14 protein-coding genes and 2 tRNA genes are annotated in these 17010 nt (G+C 34.9%); 5 read left to right on the forward strand and 11 right to left on the reverse strand.

Features of this window, described 5'->3' with window-relative positions:
* Window positions 1-2: 2 nt before the first annotated feature.
* The 3 genes from CC92_RS0110515 to CC92_RS0110525 all read right to left on the reverse strand — a co-directional run bounded on the left by CC92_RS0110515 (window position 3) and on the right by CC92_RS0110525 (window position 3914).
* Entirely contained in the window at window positions 3-947 is a 945-nt protein-coding gene (locus tag CC92_RS0110515; protein WP_242841343.1) for a carbohydrate ABC transporter permease, read from the reverse strand.
* Window positions 948-1085: 138 nt separating this feature from the next.
* Window positions 1086-2540 (reverse strand): ABC transporter substrate-binding protein, encoded by a 1455-nt coding sequence (locus tag CC92_RS0110520; protein ID WP_051650712.1) that lies wholly within the window; start codon window positions 2538-2540, stop codon window positions 1086-1088.
* Between the two features lie 252 nt (window positions 2541-2792).
* Window positions 2793-3914: a glycoside hydrolase family 88 protein gene (locus CC92_RS0110525; RefSeq protein WP_029502923.1), complete on the reverse strand. Its 1122-nt coding sequence runs from the start codon at window positions 3912-3914 to the stop codon at window positions 2793-2795.
* 157 nt (window positions 3915-4071) lie between these two features.
* Between CC92_RS0110525 and CC92_RS0110530 the strand changes: the two genes are divergently transcribed.
* Window positions 4072-4881: a helix-turn-helix transcriptional regulator gene (locus CC92_RS0110530; protein ID WP_029502922.1), complete on the forward strand. Its 810-nt coding sequence runs from the start codon at window positions 4072-4074 to the stop codon at window positions 4879-4881.
* A 152-nt stretch (window positions 4882-5033) separates the two neighbouring features.
* Here the strand turns inward: CC92_RS0110530 and CC92_RS0110535 are convergent, their stop codons facing one another.
* The 6 genes from CC92_RS0110535 to CC92_RS0110570 all read right to left on the reverse strand — a co-directional run bounded on the left by CC92_RS0110535 (window position 5034) and on the right by CC92_RS0110570 (window position 11737).
* Complete coding sequence (locus CC92_RS0110535) at window positions 5034-6722, reverse strand: methyl-accepting chemotaxis protein (protein ID WP_029502921.1); 1689 nt, start codon at window positions 6720-6722, stop codon at window positions 5034-5036.
* Window positions 6723-7672: 950 nt separating this feature from the next.
* Window positions 7673-8503, reverse strand: coding sequence for a class I SAM-dependent methyltransferase (locus tag CC92_RS0110545; RefSeq protein WP_029502920.1), 831 nt, complete (start codon window positions 8501-8503; stop codon window positions 7673-7675).
* A gap of 647 nt (window positions 8504-9150) precedes the next feature.
* Window positions 9151-9235, reverse strand: a tRNA-Leu gene (locus tag CC92_RS0110555).
* A 168-nt stretch (window positions 9236-9403) separates the two neighbouring features.
* On the reverse strand, window positions 9404-10864 hold the full coding sequence (locus CC92_RS0110560) for a bacterial Ig-like domain-containing protein (RefSeq protein WP_029502918.1): 1461 nt from the start codon (window positions 10862-10864) through the stop codon (window positions 9404-9406).
* Window positions 10865-11106: 242 nt separating this feature from the next.
* A complete protein-coding gene (locus CC92_RS0110565) occupies window positions 11107-11553 on the reverse strand; it encodes a putative ABC transporter permease (RefSeq protein WP_029502917.1) in 447 nt (148 codons plus the stop codon).
* A gap of 100 nt (window positions 11554-11653) precedes the next feature.
* Window positions 11654-11737 (reverse strand) — tRNA-Leu (locus tag CC92_RS0110570).
* Between the two features lie 446 nt (window positions 11738-12183).
* Here CC92_RS0110570 and CC92_RS0110575 point away from each other — a divergent pair.
* The 3 genes from CC92_RS0110575 to CC92_RS0110585 all read left to right on the forward strand — a co-directional run bounded on the left by CC92_RS0110575 (window position 12184) and on the right by CC92_RS0110585 (window position 14091).
* Window positions 12184-13218, forward strand: coding sequence for a hypothetical protein (locus CC92_RS0110575; RefSeq protein ID WP_029502916.1), 1035 nt, complete (start codon window positions 12184-12186; stop codon window positions 13216-13218).
* An 89-nt stretch (window positions 13219-13307) separates the two neighbouring features.
* Window positions 13308-13511, forward strand: coding sequence for a helix-turn-helix domain-containing protein (locus tag CC92_RS23635; RefSeq protein WP_029502915.1), 204 nt, complete (start codon window positions 13308-13310; stop codon window positions 13509-13511).
* 235 nt (window positions 13512-13746) lie between these two features.
* The gene (locus tag CC92_RS0110585) at window positions 13747-14091 is read left to right on the forward strand and encodes a DUF6514 family protein (RefSeq protein ID WP_029502914.1); all 345 of its coding nucleotides are present in this window, start codon (window positions 13747-13749) and stop codon (window positions 14089-14091) included.
* Between the two features lie 250 nt (window positions 14092-14341).
* Here the strand turns inward: CC92_RS0110585 and dtd are convergent, their stop codons facing one another.
* Both dtd and CC92_RS0110595 read right to left on the reverse strand, forming a co-directional pair.
* Window positions 14342-14794: a D-aminoacyl-tRNA deacylase gene (gene dtd / locus CC92_RS0110590; protein ID WP_029502913.1), complete on the reverse strand. Its 453-nt coding sequence runs from the start codon at window positions 14792-14794 to the stop codon at window positions 14342-14344.
* A gap of 125 nt (window positions 14795-14919) precedes the next feature.
* Complete coding sequence (locus tag CC92_RS0110595; protein ID WP_029502912.1) at window positions 14920-16092, reverse strand: phosphopentomutase; 1173 nt, start codon at window positions 16090-16092, stop codon at window positions 14920-14922.
* 174 nt (window positions 16093-16266) lie between these two features.
* Here CC92_RS0110595 and CC92_RS0110600 point away from each other — a divergent pair, with 174 nt between their 5' ends.
* Entirely contained in the window at window positions 16267-16938 is a 672-nt protein-coding gene (locus CC92_RS0110600; RefSeq protein ID WP_029502911.1) for a phosphatase PAP2 family protein, read from the forward strand.
* Window positions 16939-17010: the final 72 nt, after the last annotated feature.

A 17010-nucleotide genomic window follows, 5' to 3' on the forward strand; every position in this document is an offset into this window, starting at 1 on the left:
TTTTAATATACTTCATCAAGTTTTTTTGATACAAATAAGTAAATAATTGTAACCGCACCTGCAATTGCAGCTGAAACTGTACTGACTGCCGCACCATAGCCATATTGTGATGTCACTATGCTACCTGCTGATATAGGAAAGAAAAATTGATAGCCATAAAGTGACATTACCATAGTAGAATAATTTGGTCCACCCTCGGTCAATACCATTACATTACTCATATCATTAAACGCTGCCGTTATGGATAACATTAAAATAATTTTTAAAATAGGTCCTAGCATAGGTATTGTAATATACCACAAGGTCTGCATACCGTTAGCGCCATCAATTTTTGCACTCTCCAGAGCTTCCTCTGAAATCCTCTGTAAACCTGCAATAAAATATACCATATAATTACCTATACCACCCCAAACAGCAGTAATTATAACAGTTTTCATGGCATTATCTGTCCCTAACCAATTGATGGGTTGCTTAATTATGTTCCAGTCCATGAGATAATTATTAATCTGTCCGTTATAAACATTAAATAAGAGATAAAAAACCAATCCCATAACAGCAGAACTCATAATAGTGGGTACAAATATTACACTTTGCAGTAATCCATTGCCTCTACGTTTTTTATTCAGGAATAATGCAAGCAAAAAGGCCAATGGAATTACAAATAGTATCTTGGCTCCTGCATAAACAAAGGTGTTTTTCACTGTTTTCCAATAAACCTCATCACGAAAAACACGCATTATATTATCCATTCCTACAAATTTGGGTTCACCTGTTCCAATTCCACCATACCGATAAAATACATATTTTAGCGTCCAAATGCATGGATAAATGGAAAAAGCAATAAAAAGAATTAGGTTTGGCAAAAGCAAACTATAGGATTTTACATTTTCTTTAATACTTCTTTTCAATTTTTCTGAAGAAACCGGTGGTGTTATCTTTTTATGCAAAATACTCTTCCCTTCTGTCCTTAGACTATAACTGCTTCAAATAGCCTTTAAAACTTGAATTGTGCCATTTGAAGCAGTTCACTTTTCATTTTTTCTTTTGATTACAAAGCAGGTTTATTTCTGCTATTAAATCACTCTCTATTTTGAAGGATTTTTAGGATCAAAACCGTTGATTTTAATCTCTGTAATAGTTCCTTCCTTAATACCTGCCTTTAATGCAGCATTATAACGATCTGATAAGTCTTGCAATCCCTTATCAATGTCCACATCGCCTAAGACTAAGGCAGAAAAAGTTGTGTACATGTCAGTGCCTTCCACTATAAAGTTACTGCTATTCTTTTCCTGTGGTGTTAAAGGCCAAATAGAATCAGTAGAACCAATTAACAATGCTGGATTATCAATATATACCTGAGCAGGCTGTGATTGTTCGATTACATCTGCTACAATACTGATACCCAAACCACTTTCATAATAATCTGTTAAGAAATCTATATCTGCAAAAATTGCCTTGTAAGCTTTCCAAGAAGCATCCAAGTTCTTACTATCTGCGTTTAATAAATAGCTACCACTTGGTGTATAACCCTGTGCACCAACTACATTTCCATCGCTAACTGGAATCTGAGCAACACCCCAGGCATCTGTCATAGGGAACTGATTTGCATAAACACCAGGTTCCGCATGAGTATAAGAGATATACATACCAATTTTTCCTGCCGCAAATTGTGTTCTTAAAGGATCAATATCCAGAGATTCACAACCAGGGAAAGCGATATCGGCTGACATTAGCTCTTTCCACGCTTTGATAATAGGGGCATATTTCGCAAAATCATACTGTCCTGTAGAAAAATCATATCCTAGAGAAAGACCCAGTCCACGATGTGCTTGGAATGAAAGAGCACGGGCAAAAGCAGAGGTTGGGCTCTTTAAAGGAGCTGCAAAACCATAGATACCTTCACCAGATAATTTTTCAGTGATTAACCTTGCATCCTCAACCATCTCTTCTAATGTAGTCGGTGGATTCGTAATTCCAGCTTTTTCGAATATATTTTTATTGTAGAATAATCTACCTGTCGTTCCAGAAGTTGGTATAAAATATACTTTTCCATCAAATTCATTCATTCCCGGTACTATAACCGAACTAAAAGTCTTTTTGAAGTCATCATCCATGAATTGACTTAAATCAGCCCACTTTCCGCTATTTAAGTATTTCAAGAATGCCGGTGGTGTATGCGCGATAATATCTGGTGCTTCGCCTGATTGGAAAGCCATATCGATTGCTTGTTCATAATTTTCTGTATAGATTTGATACTCTACAACAATATTATCAGTATTGCTTGCATTATACTCTTCCACTTTTTTGTTAATTAGATCAGCATCATGTCTGTTTTTTGACCAAACAACAATCTTGGTCTTTTCTGTATTAGTTTCTGTTTCCGTGTTGCTAGTATTCTTCTCGTCCTCCTCCGGTAACTCTGTCACATTTGCTCCGTTAGAACCACCATTCGTTTGTTCTTTCTTAGTAGAGCAGCCATTCAATGATAGTACCATTACCATTACCAATAAGATTGCTATGTACTTTTTTGTAAACACCATTAGTTCCCTCTCTTTATTTATGTATTTTTATGTTACAAGCTAATATTATATCAATTCTCATTTTATGTACACCAAACATCTGACCCTTGTATGTCTAATATTTGACGTAAGATAAGTTATATAAAAAAATGCACTTATAATCGCCCATTTCTTCCTGTTTGTATCATGTCCTGGAAAAATGCTGATTTATAAGTGCATATATAATGTAGGAAAGAAGAAGCAACGAATTGCATCTATCGGAACCTTCTTAACTTACCAGAGGAACAGTTCCTCTCCTGTTAACTTCCAAATTGCCTCTATAAAATAATAATCGCCATAGATAATTGCAAACTCATGTTCTCTATCATGGAATGCCGCTGTACACTTCTCAAGAATATGATCACAGTCCTCATCCCAATTACATCTTTCCTGCTCTAGGACTTTCATTAACCGAAGAGCTGCATTTTGATAAACGTGTGATTCGGTCTGTGATACCTGTTTTGCTATTTCTAGCATACCACATGCAGCAATTGCAGATGCCGTGGAATCTTCCAGGTAGCAATCTTGTGGTTGTCTAAAGTCCACGGGAATTAATCCACTATTCGGAATATTCGCTATGAAATAATTCGCCACCCTTTTTGCTGCATTTAGATATGATTCTTTTTTCGTATGCATATAACTCAGTGCAAAGCCATAAATCGCCCAAGCTTGTCCCCTGGTCCAGGATGACCCTTCTTCGTACCCCTGACCTCCATATGTCTTTTGAAATTCTCCGTTCGCAGGATTGATCTCAATAATATGATTAACAGAACCATCCGCTCTGATAAAATATTTTTCTGCCATATCTGCATGTATCATAGCAATTTGGATAAAACGTGGATCCTTTGTCTCTTCATGTGCCCAATAGAGCAATGGCAAGTTCATCATACAATCAATGATTGCCCAACCAGCCTTGCTACCATCACCCTCATCATTCCATGCACGGATGAATTTTCCAACAGGATTATATCTACCAGCCAGATTGTTAGCTGCCAAAAGTCCTCTATTCCTAGATTCTTGATTGCCTGTAACTTTATAATTTGCAACCGCAGTAGGAAGCCATTTGAAACCATTATCATGATCTAGTCCACGTGCTTTCATTAAGTTTTGATCTAACTTAATCTCATTTTCCTCAGCAATCTGACGGTACATATCATTTTTCGTAGCATGATATAATTGCCACATTATGCCACCCCAGAATCCATTGGTCCACCAACATATGTTTTTTTCAGACATGTCATCAAAGATTTTATCCTGTGTGGTGTACGGGATTTTATGTTTATTCCGCTCTGCCACAACCGCAACTTTTTTCTTTATTTTCTCTGAGACATTCTTAGCCCATTTTAAATCGTCCATTCTTATTACCTCCGATCCTTATCGTTCTGCTTATTATGTAACTTAAATAAATATCCTAGGGTTATATCCCCATTACAAGTATATTAAATTGACACGTGCTTTTTAATATCCTATAATATTATTTACTAACTTTTTCTGCTAAGATATGGAGGTCAATATGTTTACTGTTACACTAGGCGGATGTAATTCGAGACATCCCGAAACCTTTTTTATGTCTAGGCCCAAAGGACTTAATCACTATCTTCTTCTAATTATCAAAAGTCATGCCAAGTTCAGAATTGCTGATATAGAATTCACTGTGCAACCTCACTGTGCCCTGCTCATAGACCGAAATACTCCCTACCAGTACCAAAGTCTTGGAGGTGAATATATAAATGACTGGATGCACTTTGACTGCTCAGATCACGATTTTTTACATAATGCTTCCCTTCCCTTCCATAAACCCATTCCTCTTGGAAATATGACTTCCTTTTCTTTCTACATACAACAAATCATATGGGAGAAAAACTATTCAACAGAACAGCATAGAAGCGATAATATCAATATGTTAATGCATGTTCTGATCAACAATATCATCTTTGCAGATCAGGAAAGCGAACGTTTCTGCCAATACAGTCCTTACTATTCTAAACTTCAACGTCTGCGCCTGGAAATACAATACGAACCATATAAAAAATTCACTCCCGAAGATATTTCCTCATCCATTGGTATCAGTTCTTCCTATTTTCAACATCTGTATACCTCCTTTTTTGGAGTCTCTTTCAAGTCAGATCTGATTAATATGAGAATAGAATATGCAAAAAGCATGATTTTGAATTCAAACCTTAAAATAGAACAAATAGCAGAAATCTGTGGTTATAATAGCCTAGTTCATTTTTACCGCCAATTTAATAAAAAGACTGGCATGACTCCAAGGGAATTTTGTTTAAAAGAGAGTGTTGACAATAAGTCAAACAATAGCGTTTAATTCTACCTTATGTTAGTGATCTATATTATAATATCTTCCTTTTCTTAATTTATATAATAGATATCCACCTATTTTGCTAGTTCCTTATTATGAAAATAGGGGATTGAATTCAACATTCAATCCCCTAACCCATATACCATATTGTAAATACTTTAGTTAAATTCCGCAATTTTAAATTTGCTAATAAGACTTTCCAGATTTTCAGCTTGCTCACTCATTTCGTTGCTTGCAGCCGCGCACTCTTCAGAAGTTGCAGCATTTGTTTGCACTACATCATTAATATGGTCAACTCCATTATTAATTTCAGTAAAAGATATCACTTGTTCTTCTAATTCTGTAGCAATTTTAATAATCTTCTCTGTTATGATTTTAGAATCAGCAACTGAATTTTCTAGTTGACTTGCTGTCGTATCTACTATTAACTTACCTCTTTGCACTGCCTTCACAGAAGACTCAATTAAGGAAGTAGACTCTTTTGCAGCCTCCGCACTTTGACTTGCTAGTAAACTAACTTGATCTGCAACAACAGCAAATCCCTTTCCTGCTTCTCCCGCGCGTGCAGCTTCAATAGAGGCATTCAATGCTAATAAGTTCGTTTGTGATGCAATATCATTAATGGCGACTATTATCTTGCTAATTTCTCTGGAAGATTCGTCAATTTTATTCATAGCTTCTACAAGTTCTTGCATCTTTTGGTTGCAGCCAATAATTTCCTCTCCAACATGTTCAACTTCTTTACTGATATTGCTTGCATTGTCTGCATTTTGAAATACTCGGTTAGATACAGTGTCAATAGTAGCTGTTAACTCCTCTGTTATACTCGCTTGCTCTACTGCTCCTCTCGCAAAATCATCTGAACCTTCAGCCACCTGTTTTGAAGCATGTTTTACTTGATCTGCAGTTGTGCAAATAACTTTTATTGTATCTGCCATATTTTTTTCGACTTCCATAATGGAATCGTGGATTCTTATAAAATCACCTTTCCATTCCACTTCAGCTTTAACAGTGAAGTTTCCATCCGAAAACTCTTGCATTGCTCTTGCAATATCATCAACATATGTACCAAGAATATGTATAGACTCTCGCAAACTGTGTGCTAAACTTCCGATCTCATCGTCTGAATGATACTCGATCTTACTATGGAGATTACCAGCTGACAACTCAGCGGCTGCCGCTTCTATCTCGCGAAGTGGTGTAATAATAGAGGTTGTAATACGTTTTCTAATTTTTGATGAAACGAGGGCTGCACAAATAATAAATAGAAGTATACTTACAATACCTGTAATAAATGAATTTGTACTTCTTTTAATTGCCTTATCTTTCATCTTGTCTGTCACTTGATCGATTTCGTTTACTAGCTCTGCAGCCTTTTTTAGTGCTGGTGCACATTCATTCACTAATTTATTTATAGCTACATCTCTATTTCCAGCCTCTATTTCATCCATGATCTCATATCCAAGATTACCCCAATCACTCAAAGCTGTCTCGTACTGCTGATAAAGAGCATCTTCAATCACTTCAGTATTCTTTAATATTTCTAAATTTTCCTCAAGTCCTTTTAATTTTTCTTGAATATTGGCTTTATAATTACTATATGCACTCTTATCCTCATTAAGTGCCATTTCTCGTAAATCTCTTGCGACTATATTAACATTAATTCTACAATTTTTAGTCGCTGTATCGGCTTTTTGTGAGCCTTGTATAAAGCGATTTAAATTTGCATCCAGAATCGACAAGGCTAATATACTGAAAACACCAGATAGAATCATCAATCCAATTATCACAGAATAGCCAAAATTCAGTTTGTTCTTAATATTCATGTTATCAATTTTTTTCAACATTTTAGCTTCTCCTTTGTCAATATAAAGTTAATGGTAATTTTAATCGCGTCTATTTAACTATAAAAACTTCTAAATGTCAATATATTTTTAAGAACTAAAAAAAATTTTTTTTGAGACTAAATTAAATTTTTTAATTACTATATGGTATCTTTTGTTACTATATGATTTTTTTTAAATGACGATATAAATATTTTTAATACAACATGATTTTTTTATTACTATATGAATTTTTTAATACTATATATTTTTTTTCAATACTAAATGATTTTTTTTAATGTCTATATATATTTTTTTATGATTGTATAATCTGACCTGAATTTTCAAAATAATCTATCTAATGGTGCTATCTTCTACGTGGATACTTTATTTTTTTCTCTTTATAGCCATCGCCTTTAAAATCAAAGACAATCCTAGAAATGGAATCAAAAAAAGGACCAAGTATCTCTACTTGATCCTAGTTTTGGTGAGTGACATTCTCACCATGATGCAGTCGACGGGACTTGAACAACTTCATATGTGCTTTAAACCCGCTTTACAAGCATTGCTTCTGGCGACGATTGACTTGCCAAGTGCCGCAAGAATAGTTCTATTATAGCTTTTGTGCTAGTTTGAAGTGTCGAAAAAGCGCCTGTAGTGACATCTTCATATTTAAATCATATCAACAATAGTATTTAAGTTTATCTAGCATAAAGTTTTGATTCTTGATCGCTTCCCCAATAATCCTAGCCATTTCTACTGGTAATCCATTAACTGATACTATAGTATTTGGCCGTATCGCTGGTAAAAGTGCAGCTGCATTCACAATATAGTTTTCATTTTTCTCCAATTAATATTTATATAGTTTTTACTATGATAGAAACTAAGACTATACAGCAATATGCTATTTTCTACCATTCTTTGAGAGACGGACACTAAGACAAAGTAATTAGTGCCCGCCTTTTATATACTTATTATTTTTCTAATAGGATTGCTATGGTTTCACTTTCTGGTTGATACATACTTCCTGTAACATCTCCAAAAATACCACGAACTTTAAATCCACTACGTTCCACCTCTTGAATCAATGATTCCTTCGTAAAACATGTATCCCAGATATAATATGGCGTTATGTCATTCTTTGATATCACTACTGTTAAATCCAAGATTACATGATCTAAATACTTATAAGACGCATTCATTTCAATATGTTCATCTGCTCGCCAGAATCCATTTTTATGACATACCCACCAAGTCTGCTGTTCCTTCACCTTTTCATACTTTTTCATAGTAAATACATCAAACAAAAGTTTTCCTCCCGGTCTTAGATGCTGATAAGCCCTATTTAGAATAATCCGTCTATCCTCTGTTGATAATGCCCCGTAATCACAATAGATCAATGTAGCAAAATCAAATGTTTCTCCCAAATTGATTTCTAAATAATTTTGATACTTATAAGAGATATCTAGTTGCTTGCTAGAAGCCGTTTGCTTTGCATAATCAATAGAACATTTTGAAAAATCAATTCCAGTAACACGATATCCCATCTTGGTAAATCTCTCAGCGTATAAACCTGGACCGCAACCTAAATCAATCAGAGTAGGATATTCAGATGGTGGAACCATTTGCCGAATCCATTCAACCGAATTATCGATAAACTCTAACCTCCTACTAGCTGCATCGATCTCTGGATTCAGATGCGCATCCAGCATCTGCTTTGATATGTACTCATCGTCCCAAAATGGGACCTCTGTTTTTGTGTAAATGGGTGGCTTACACAAAGCCGTAAATAAATTGCTATTCATTGTTCTTTCTCCTTTCATGGCAAAAAAATAGCCGTAGATTTTACTCTACGGCTAATCTTATAAGATGAAGATAGTTCAGAGTAAAATAAAATTAATCATTAGGTACACAAAATAAGCTGTCTAAACAGCCATTCTTACCTATTCAATTAATTTCATCTACTCTTTTTCAGTCATATCCATGTTACTGATTGTGCAACATCTGCTACGCCGAACTACATCACCCTTTGCGTTTTATTTATACGTTAATATTTTAATGCTCATTTATTACTATGTCAACATAAAATGGAAATTTCTCACTCTTATTTTATATATTTTAACTTCATCTGTATAATAAGCAATTCCCTTCCACCTGCCCATTTCCTTCAGCTGGTACAGAAGTAAGAATATGAAGCATTCTCATATGAAGTGCCCAAAAGGTGTCCATTTTCCCTGCAATCTTTACTTATACTTACCCATACTTGCACATCCGTACACCATCTTGCACATATCTCTTCCTTTATATTGACGGATGTTAACTTGTCAACCATTGCATAAGAGCCCATTTCACCTCAGTCACACCTCTTATCCCCAGTCAATCCACGCAAAAAAGGATCAAGTATCTCTACTTGATCCTAATCTTTCTAATGCGAGCGTTCTTCTCGCTATACTGCAGTCGACGGGACTTGAACCCGTACCCAGTCAACCCGGACTAGATCCTTAGTCTAGCGCGTATGCCAATTCCGCCACGACTGCAATTTGTATTTTTGACTAAATACTGCCCGTCTTTTTCAACGGGCAGATATTAATATACCATGATTAAATTTAAATTGCAAGTACTTTTTTGAATATTTTTTTTAACTCAGAATGTATTTTCTTCCATAACGCTATACTCTCTAGGTACTACGTTTCCCCTTTGTTATCCTATTTTTTCTTATAGGATAAGATATAAGTACCTGGATTATATATCGTACATTGTAAAGTCTTTGTACCAGTAATATCTGTATTCATTTTTCCAATGACTGACTTTCTATTAGGTGTATAGTAAAGCTCGCAATCTTTGATATTAAATCCATCTGGTATGGTTACACGCATAATAAGTGGAAACTCATCAATAACACTATCTGTAGAATCCTCATCGTCAACGATACCTACCTCAAAAGCTATAAATTCACTCTTTCGAACAGCTCGTGTAAGGACTCTGGAAACAGCGCTTGCAGGTAGACTTTCTCCTGTAAATAAGTTAGTATTCACATTCTTTGGTAAATTAACTTCAACTTTACCTTTGTATTTTCCATTTGCTACATTGAATTTCAGAGCATTATTAAAAGAAATGTTTTGTATTGCAACACCCTGAACAATAAACTCTGCAGAAGCTCCACCCGCCTCAACCATCACGATATGATACCCTTCATATGTTATTGTAGGCGACGATAGTCTAAAATCTGTAATCTGCTGTTTTGTGCCATCACTGTATGTCGCTATTACTTCAACATCACTTTTACGAACGGAATATCCAACCCCAACCGGATCCCCTTTATAGGTTGCCTTGATACTGACAATATCCTTTTGTGCGCCTGTTACTTGAAATGGGGCCGATAACCCTTGATAAGATGCTACAACAAGTTGCAGACCAGTCTTGGTTATTATATCAGGATTTAAAGTGTAATTATTGATGGTTTCGCTAGAACCATCTTTATAAACGGCAGTTACTTCTAACTTCCTTGGGTCGATACTTCCGCCAACCATTACAGATTCCCCAGAATAAGTTGCATAAAGTGTTAAAAGCTCTTTGGGCGAGGTGCCATACACAGTGATATTGTATGTTAATCCCTTATAAGTTAATGTTATCGTATTATTTCCTGTTGAGGTAATGACTTTATTTAATATGTTAAAGTCCTCAACGTTTTCACTTGTTCCATCACTATAAACTGCTGTTGCTGATATTTTCCTTAGATCAACAGAGTTTCCAACACTCACGGTTGAACCATGATAGAAGGCATGAAAACTTGTCAACGTCTTCCCAATAATATAAAATCTTGCAACCTGACCTTTATATATGACGATGCACTCGTTAGTTCCAACCTGAGTAATTTTTGTAGTAGCTAATGTATAACCCTTAACCTCACCTGAAGTACCATCCTCATAATATGCAGTAACTTTTAATTTTTCTGGGTCGATGTTATCTCCAACCAGAACAGAAGAACCCATATAATATGCACTTAGACTGATTACTTTTGGTTCATTTACAGTATCTGCATATGCTGTTTCTACACTATGTAAACCAAGTGCCCCACCTAGATTCGTTAGTCCTAATACAAGTGCAGCACTAAAACATGCTATTCTTTTGGATACTTTACACGTTCTTGTCTTTTTTCCTAGCATTCTACTACTCCTTTCTCCTTTTGTTCTTTTCATGCAATACTTAAATCTATCTTACTTCTCTCGTTTTATTTGTTTATCTAATATCTCAGTATCTTTCTTCTTATGATATTATCGTCATCACTATCTCTCTACTTTAGCACTTTTCTTTAATTTGTCAATTAAGACGAGATTTATTATGCTTAATTGATAGGAAACAGCCATACAAAGGTTCGTATGCAAATAAAGTCCTTATTCTTACACTACTATTTAAGAAATTTGTATCTTGGTTTCTCCTCTTGAAATAACCAGTACCTAAGGTGATCATCCAAGATAATTGCGACTATTGCTATAACACACCACAAAATTGAAAATGGTAAACAAATCTGACCAAGTAGGTTGATTTTATAATTTGTATAATCCCAGACATCCCACTTTAAAATAATATTTAGTATAATTCCTGAAATGAACTCTAGTACAGTAATGACACCCCCGCCAATGAAAGACTGTTTCCATAGTGGAGTCTGCCAACTAAGCAGTTCATTAATTAAACCGCAGCAAACAAATGCGAAACCACCGACGATCGCCATGCTCCAATGAGTATCTCCGCGATATAATAACTCGATGCAAATATAGATAAGCCCTCCTAGTAAAAAAAGAATAATGTGTTTCAATAATATTCTAATAAATCGCTTCTCCATTACCCACTGCATGAATAGCCTCCTAATTTAATTCCTATTTATATTATGTTTTAAAAAGAGAACAGCCATCAAACCCTTGATTTTACTGGATTTAATGGCTGTTTTTCTATACTGCAGTTGATGGGACTTGAACCCACACCCGGGAACCCGGACATGAACCTGAATCATGCGCGTATGCCAATTCCGCCACAACTGCATATCACAATCAAATGCGACTTTGTAATTATAACACTACGCCCTAAAAAATTCAATATAAAACTATGGAGCAATCATTGCATAAAAGGACATTCTTCATTAATAGTTGACTTTTATAACATTGTTCCAAGAAATCATAGCTCAACTGTTTTTTGTACTTGTTATAAAAATTACTTTATATTACTATTCTATTATGCAAATCACAAGGAAAAAATATTATTTCCCTTTTTTAAATTTTCAATCGTATATTTATCACGATTAGCGAAAATTATTCTGTATTTTTATTTATATTGCTGTATAATATTTCAAAAAGCATAATTCGACAAAATAGAACAATTTTTTTCATATCATTTGTTACCATATTGTGACTTTTTCTGTTATTTATTTGTAATTAATTCATATTTATGTTATAATACCTATAGCGTTTCAGTTATAAGGAGGTCTATGATGCGCTTCGAATATGTACATAACCAAGATATGGCTACGTTCGCTATAATATGGAAAGAGGATGAATTAATGTTATCTTACTACGATGAACATTTTGGTCAACTTCTTAATATTCCCCATTCAATTGATTCTCCGATACCATTTAGAGCTTATATTGAGGAACAAGATTATCAACTGTTGAAGGGAGCTATTCGGAAACTTGATTCTGACTATAACACATTTCGTTGTTATAAGAAGGTGAAGATAAAGGATACACTCTTACCGTTTACTATATCGGTAGTATCCATTCCATATCTCAGTAAGATTAACTACATATGTTTTGCTACGATGGTTCGACTCCCAATGGCAGTAAAATCTTTAGATTTTCCTCATGACGTAAATCATACCTTATACAATTCTACCAATGATCTCTTATTTACAGTTCAATTAATTAATCAAAAGGAACTGAAGATAACTACATATAATACCCCATTTTTAGGATATCTTAACCTTTCAGAAATACAGGAAGAGAAAAAAAGACTAAGTGAAATCGTACCACCCTATGTATTACATTTCTTTATGAATAATGTATCGCATGCACTTGGGTTCGGTAAGACATATCACAATACACTTCATTACACATGTTCTCAACAAGAGTTAAAAAAATATAGCGTACCAAAAAACGGTGCTTATCATCTTGAAGTCACTTTCGTTCCGCTATATCAACATAATTATCGGTGGGTTCTTTGTTGTGCTAAGGATATTACCGCTGAGGTTGAGGCAAAAAAGGCAATGTCTGATTTATTAGAAGAATATAGCACTCTCTTTCATGCAACTACCAATGCTGCTGCAGTGCTAAATGTTGAATCAAGAGAGCTGATTACAATTGAGCGTATCAACCCTGTAATGACAGAGTACCTACAAAGATATTCCTTATTTAATGTATCAGCTTTATTAACATGCAGACAATGGGCTAAACTTTTTGAGGAGCGAACTACCATAGAATCTCCTATCACCTTCCCTTATGGGATAATTAACTATTATTTTAGATTTTAATCCCTATTTTACGAAAAGAGCGTATACAAAAAGTTATTATCATTATCGTCGATAATACAGAACAGGTTCGATTAAATTCCGGAAGTAATGTGTCATTAACGCCAAGGGAAAAGCAAGTAACCATCCTCGCTGCCGAGGGAGAAAAAAATACATATATTGCTTTAAAGCTTGGTATCTCCGTTGGTACTGTGAAACGGACTCTTTCTAATGCCTATAATAAACTCAATATAAATTCACGCGTGGAGTTGCTTCACTATTACTATAATGGGCAACTAGGGGGCCCACAACTGTGAATATTAAGTTTATTATATGATATTTTCTACATTATTCGACATATCAACCAAAGTTGTATTTCAAGATGTCGAAATAGAAAATATAATAAATTCAGCATGTTATTGTTAGAAATTCACAAAACATGTGTGGTGAGCTCGGGATCGATAACCTAGCTCGTTGCAAACAGTAACTATCACAGGTTACTGAAAAAATAGCGATGATACCATCGTTTGCGTAAGGAGAGAAATGAAACATATGTCGAACACAATGAAAACAACCAACCCCGCAACTGTTGACAATGAATTCGTAAATCCAGAGCAATGGTCTGTATCCGAAGACAAGTATACTATCAAGTATGAACTGCTCTACTCGGTAAATCCTTACTTTGAGGAGTATGAGTTATGGGAATACGGAATTCGTTGTGAGCTTTACAACCAGAATCTTGAGTTATTAAATGATTCCGTTGTTAGAAATGTCAGTAAAGATAAAGCTTATGTTAACAGCATCATGGACATCTTAATCAAACATAAGGTATTCCCTGTACACCTTAATGATGTAATCTCAGACAAATTGATAGAAGATACTTGCTATGCTAGTTAATCATACATAGATAACTTCCCTTTCATGTTAATATAATGATAAGGAATTAAGTAGTATGCCGATTTTATCATAGGTATGAGATAAGGCTTCTAATGAAATGTTAGCGTAATTTTGATACTCGTTCAACTGCAAATTAACAGTAGACTTTTTTAATTCCGGTGAGAATTAGAGCTACTCTAACATTCTGATTAAAAAACTCTCCATAGAATGTATGATAATTTACATTCTATGGAGAGAATACTCTACTTCTTTATTTCTTATAAATCGATTCGTCAAGTACAATAGTAAAAGGGCCATCGTTCACTAAGGATACTTTCATATCTGCTCCAAAACTTCCTGTCTCGACCGTATATCCCTGCTCTTTACATTTTAGAACAAAGTAATCATATAGTTCTTCTGCCTCTTTTGGAGCAGCCGCATTGATAAAACTTGGACGATTTCCTTTACTCGCATCTGCATACAAGGTAAATTGTGATATTATAAGAAGTTCACCAGACACATCTGCTAAAGATAGATTTGTCTTACCTTGCTCATCTTCAAATATTCTTAATTTCAGTAATTTATTCCTATAAAAATCTGCCGTCTCCTTGGTATCCTCTTTTCCAACACCCAAAAGCACAACATATCCCTTCGAAATCTTACCGATGACCTTCTCATCAACTGCTACAGCCGCTTCTTTTACCCTTTGTATTACTAACTTCATAGCGTTCTCCATTCCTACGCATGCTTCTAATTATTCAAAGTTTGTGCTTCAGAGTAACGGAAAGCACAAAACTATCTTGTTAAAATAACTTGATTTCCATTCTTATTTCAAGTATTTTTGTATATTTACTTTTTCATGCAATCCGCTAAGAAAGATTCTCCTTGAATTTTACTAGGAACATTAAAATACTCAAGAATAGTTGCCCCAATGTCTGCAAAGCTCTTTCTAGTACCCAAATTACAATTTCCTTTTATCTGACTTCCGTAGACAATCAATGGTGTATACTCTCTGGAATGATCCGTAGAAGGAGTAGAAGGATCACATCCATGGTCAGCAGTAATCATTAAGATATCTTCCTCTTGCATTGACTCTAAAAATCTTGGAAGTTGCTCATCAAAGTAAGATAATGCTTTCGCATAGCCATCCACATCATTACGATGACCATATACCATATCAAAATCAACTAAGTTTATAAAACATAAACCTTCAAATTCCTTCTTTTGATATTTTAATGTCTCTTCGATACCTTCTTCATTATTCTTTGTATAAACCATTTCAGTAACACCGCTGCCCGCGAAGATATCATTGATTTTACCAACCGCAAGCACAGAATAACCTGCTTCTTTTAATTGATTTAGCATCGTATCTCTCGGTGGCTGTAAAGAATAATCATGGCGCTTTGCAGTCCTTCTGTAATCCGGATATTCTCCTTCAAATGGTCTTGCGATAACACGGCCAACTCCAGTTGCTCCCTGGCAAAGTTCTCTTGCGATTTCACAATAGCGATATAACTCCTCAATTGGAACTATACTTTCATGGGCTGCAATCTGAAATACACTGTCTGCCGAGGTATAGACAATCAATGCACCTGTTTCTACGTGCTCTTTCCCATAATCTTTAATTACTTCGGTACCTGAGTATGGTTTGTTACAAATAACCTTTCTTCCTGTTCTCTTACAAAACTCATCTAACAGTTCCTTCGGGAACCCCTCTGGAAATGTTGGAAGCGGTTTTTCTGATATAATTCCTGCAATTTCCCAATGTCCAATCGTTGTGTCCTTACCCTTTGATGCCTCGGTCATTCTTGCATAAGTAGCCTGCGGTACTACTTTATTATTCGCCATATCGGTTAACCCGTCCATATGAAAAAGTCCTAGTTTTTCTAAATTTGGTGTAGAAAAAAACTCACTTTTTGCGGCTGCTTTTAAGGTATTACTACCTTCATCTTTATAGTTCGCGGCATCTGGCATTTCGCCAATACCAACACTGTCTAAGACAATTAAAAATACTCGTTTCATTGAAACTCCTTTCTCTTTCTGCTAATTTGTTTACAGATTTAAGAATTTTTTCATAATGTTATGCAATACAATATTTAAAAATCTATTGTTCCAAAGGTATAAATATGATATAATCACTTCGATTTACGAAAAAGTATACTAGTAAATGTTTCATATAAGAAAGGTCGTGTTCTCTTGAGTACATTCATAAAAAAATATAAACACGCATGGGTATTACTTTATTTCTTTATCTATGCTCCATGGTTTCTTTATCTAGAAAAAACAGTTACTGTAAACTACCATTCCGTGCATATTAAACTAGATGATTACATCCCTTTTAATGAATTATTCGTAATTCCTTATTATATCTGGTTTGCCTTCATCGCTGTAGTAGTCGGTTACTTATTGTTTGTAGACAAAAAAGAATTCTACCGGTCCACTGCTTTTTTATTTATTGGTATGACTGTCTGCCTATTCATATATACCATCTGGCCAAATGGGCAAGACCTACGTCCAGATTTAGCAACGATTGGACGTGACAACTTCTTAATCGATATTGTTCGCAACCTCTATCGTACCGATACTTCCACGAATGTTTGCCCAAGTATACACGCTTTCAACTCAATCGGAGTTTGTATCGCAGTATTCCATACTAATTCCCTAAAGAATAAACGCTATATCACGATCCCTACTGTAATCCTCGCTATTTTAATTTGTATGTCTACTGTATTTCTAAAGCAACACTCAGTATTTGATGTTATCTGTGCTGGTTTATTAGCAAGTGTCATGTATCTGGTAGTATATGTCCCAGATTATGCAAAGATTTTCGAGAATAGAAAAGCTCGAGTAAAATCATCGATTTCATAAAATACTACGAGTCACAATACACGTTAATAGCATGGTGTTGTTAAGGTATTTATAATAACCTTAACAGCACCA

The organism is Lachnoclostridium phytofermentans (genome assembly GCF_000733755.1).
Taxonomy (GTDB): Bacteria; Bacillota; Clostridia; order Lachnospirales; family Lachnospiraceae; genus Lachnoclostridium; species Lachnoclostridium phytofermentans_A.

Bases quoted from the DNA above. Each gene is read 5' to 3' on its own strand.
- dtd (WP_029502913.1), bottom strand. From the start codon at position 14,794: ATGAAGTTAGTAATACAAAGGGTAAAAGAAGCGGCTGTAGCAGTTGAT.
- CC92_RS0110595 (WP_029502912.1), bottom strand. From the start codon at position 16,092: ATGAAACGAGTATTTTTAATTGTCTTAGACAGTGTTGGTATTGGCGAA.
- CC92_RS0110585 (WP_029502914.1), top strand. From the start codon at position 13,747: ATGTCGAACACAATGAAAACAACCAACCCCGCAACTGTTGACAATGAA.
- CC92_RS0110530 (WP_029502922.1), top strand. From the start codon at position 4,072: ATGTTTACTGTTACACTAGGCGGATGTAATTCGAGACATCCCGAAACC.
- CC92_RS0110545 (WP_029502920.1), bottom strand. From the start codon at position 8,503: ATGAATAGCAATTTATTTACGGCTTTGTGTAAGCCACCCATTTACACA.
- CC92_RS0110575 (WP_029502916.1), top strand. From the start codon at position 12,184: ATGCGCTTCGAATATGTACATAACCAAGATATGGCTACGTTCGCTATA.
- CC92_RS0110560 (WP_029502918.1), bottom strand. From the start codon at position 10,864: ATGCTAGGAAAAAAGACAAGAACGTGTAAAGTATCCAAAAGAATAGCA.
- CC92_RS0110565 (WP_029502917.1), bottom strand. From the start codon at position 11,553: ATGCAGTGGGTAATGGAGAAGCGATTTATTAGAATATTATTGAAACAC.
- CC92_RS0110525 (WP_029502923.1), bottom strand. From the start codon at position 3,914: ATGGACGATTTAAAATGGGCTAAGAATGTCTCAGAGAAAATAAAGAAA.
- CC92_RS0110520 (WP_051650712.1), bottom strand. From the start codon at position 2,540: ATGGTGTTTACAAAAAAGTACATAGCAATCTTATTGGTAATGGTAATG.
- CC92_RS0110535 (WP_029502921.1), bottom strand. From the start codon at position 6,722: ATGTTGAAAAAAATTGATAACATGAATATTAAGAACAAACTGAATTTT.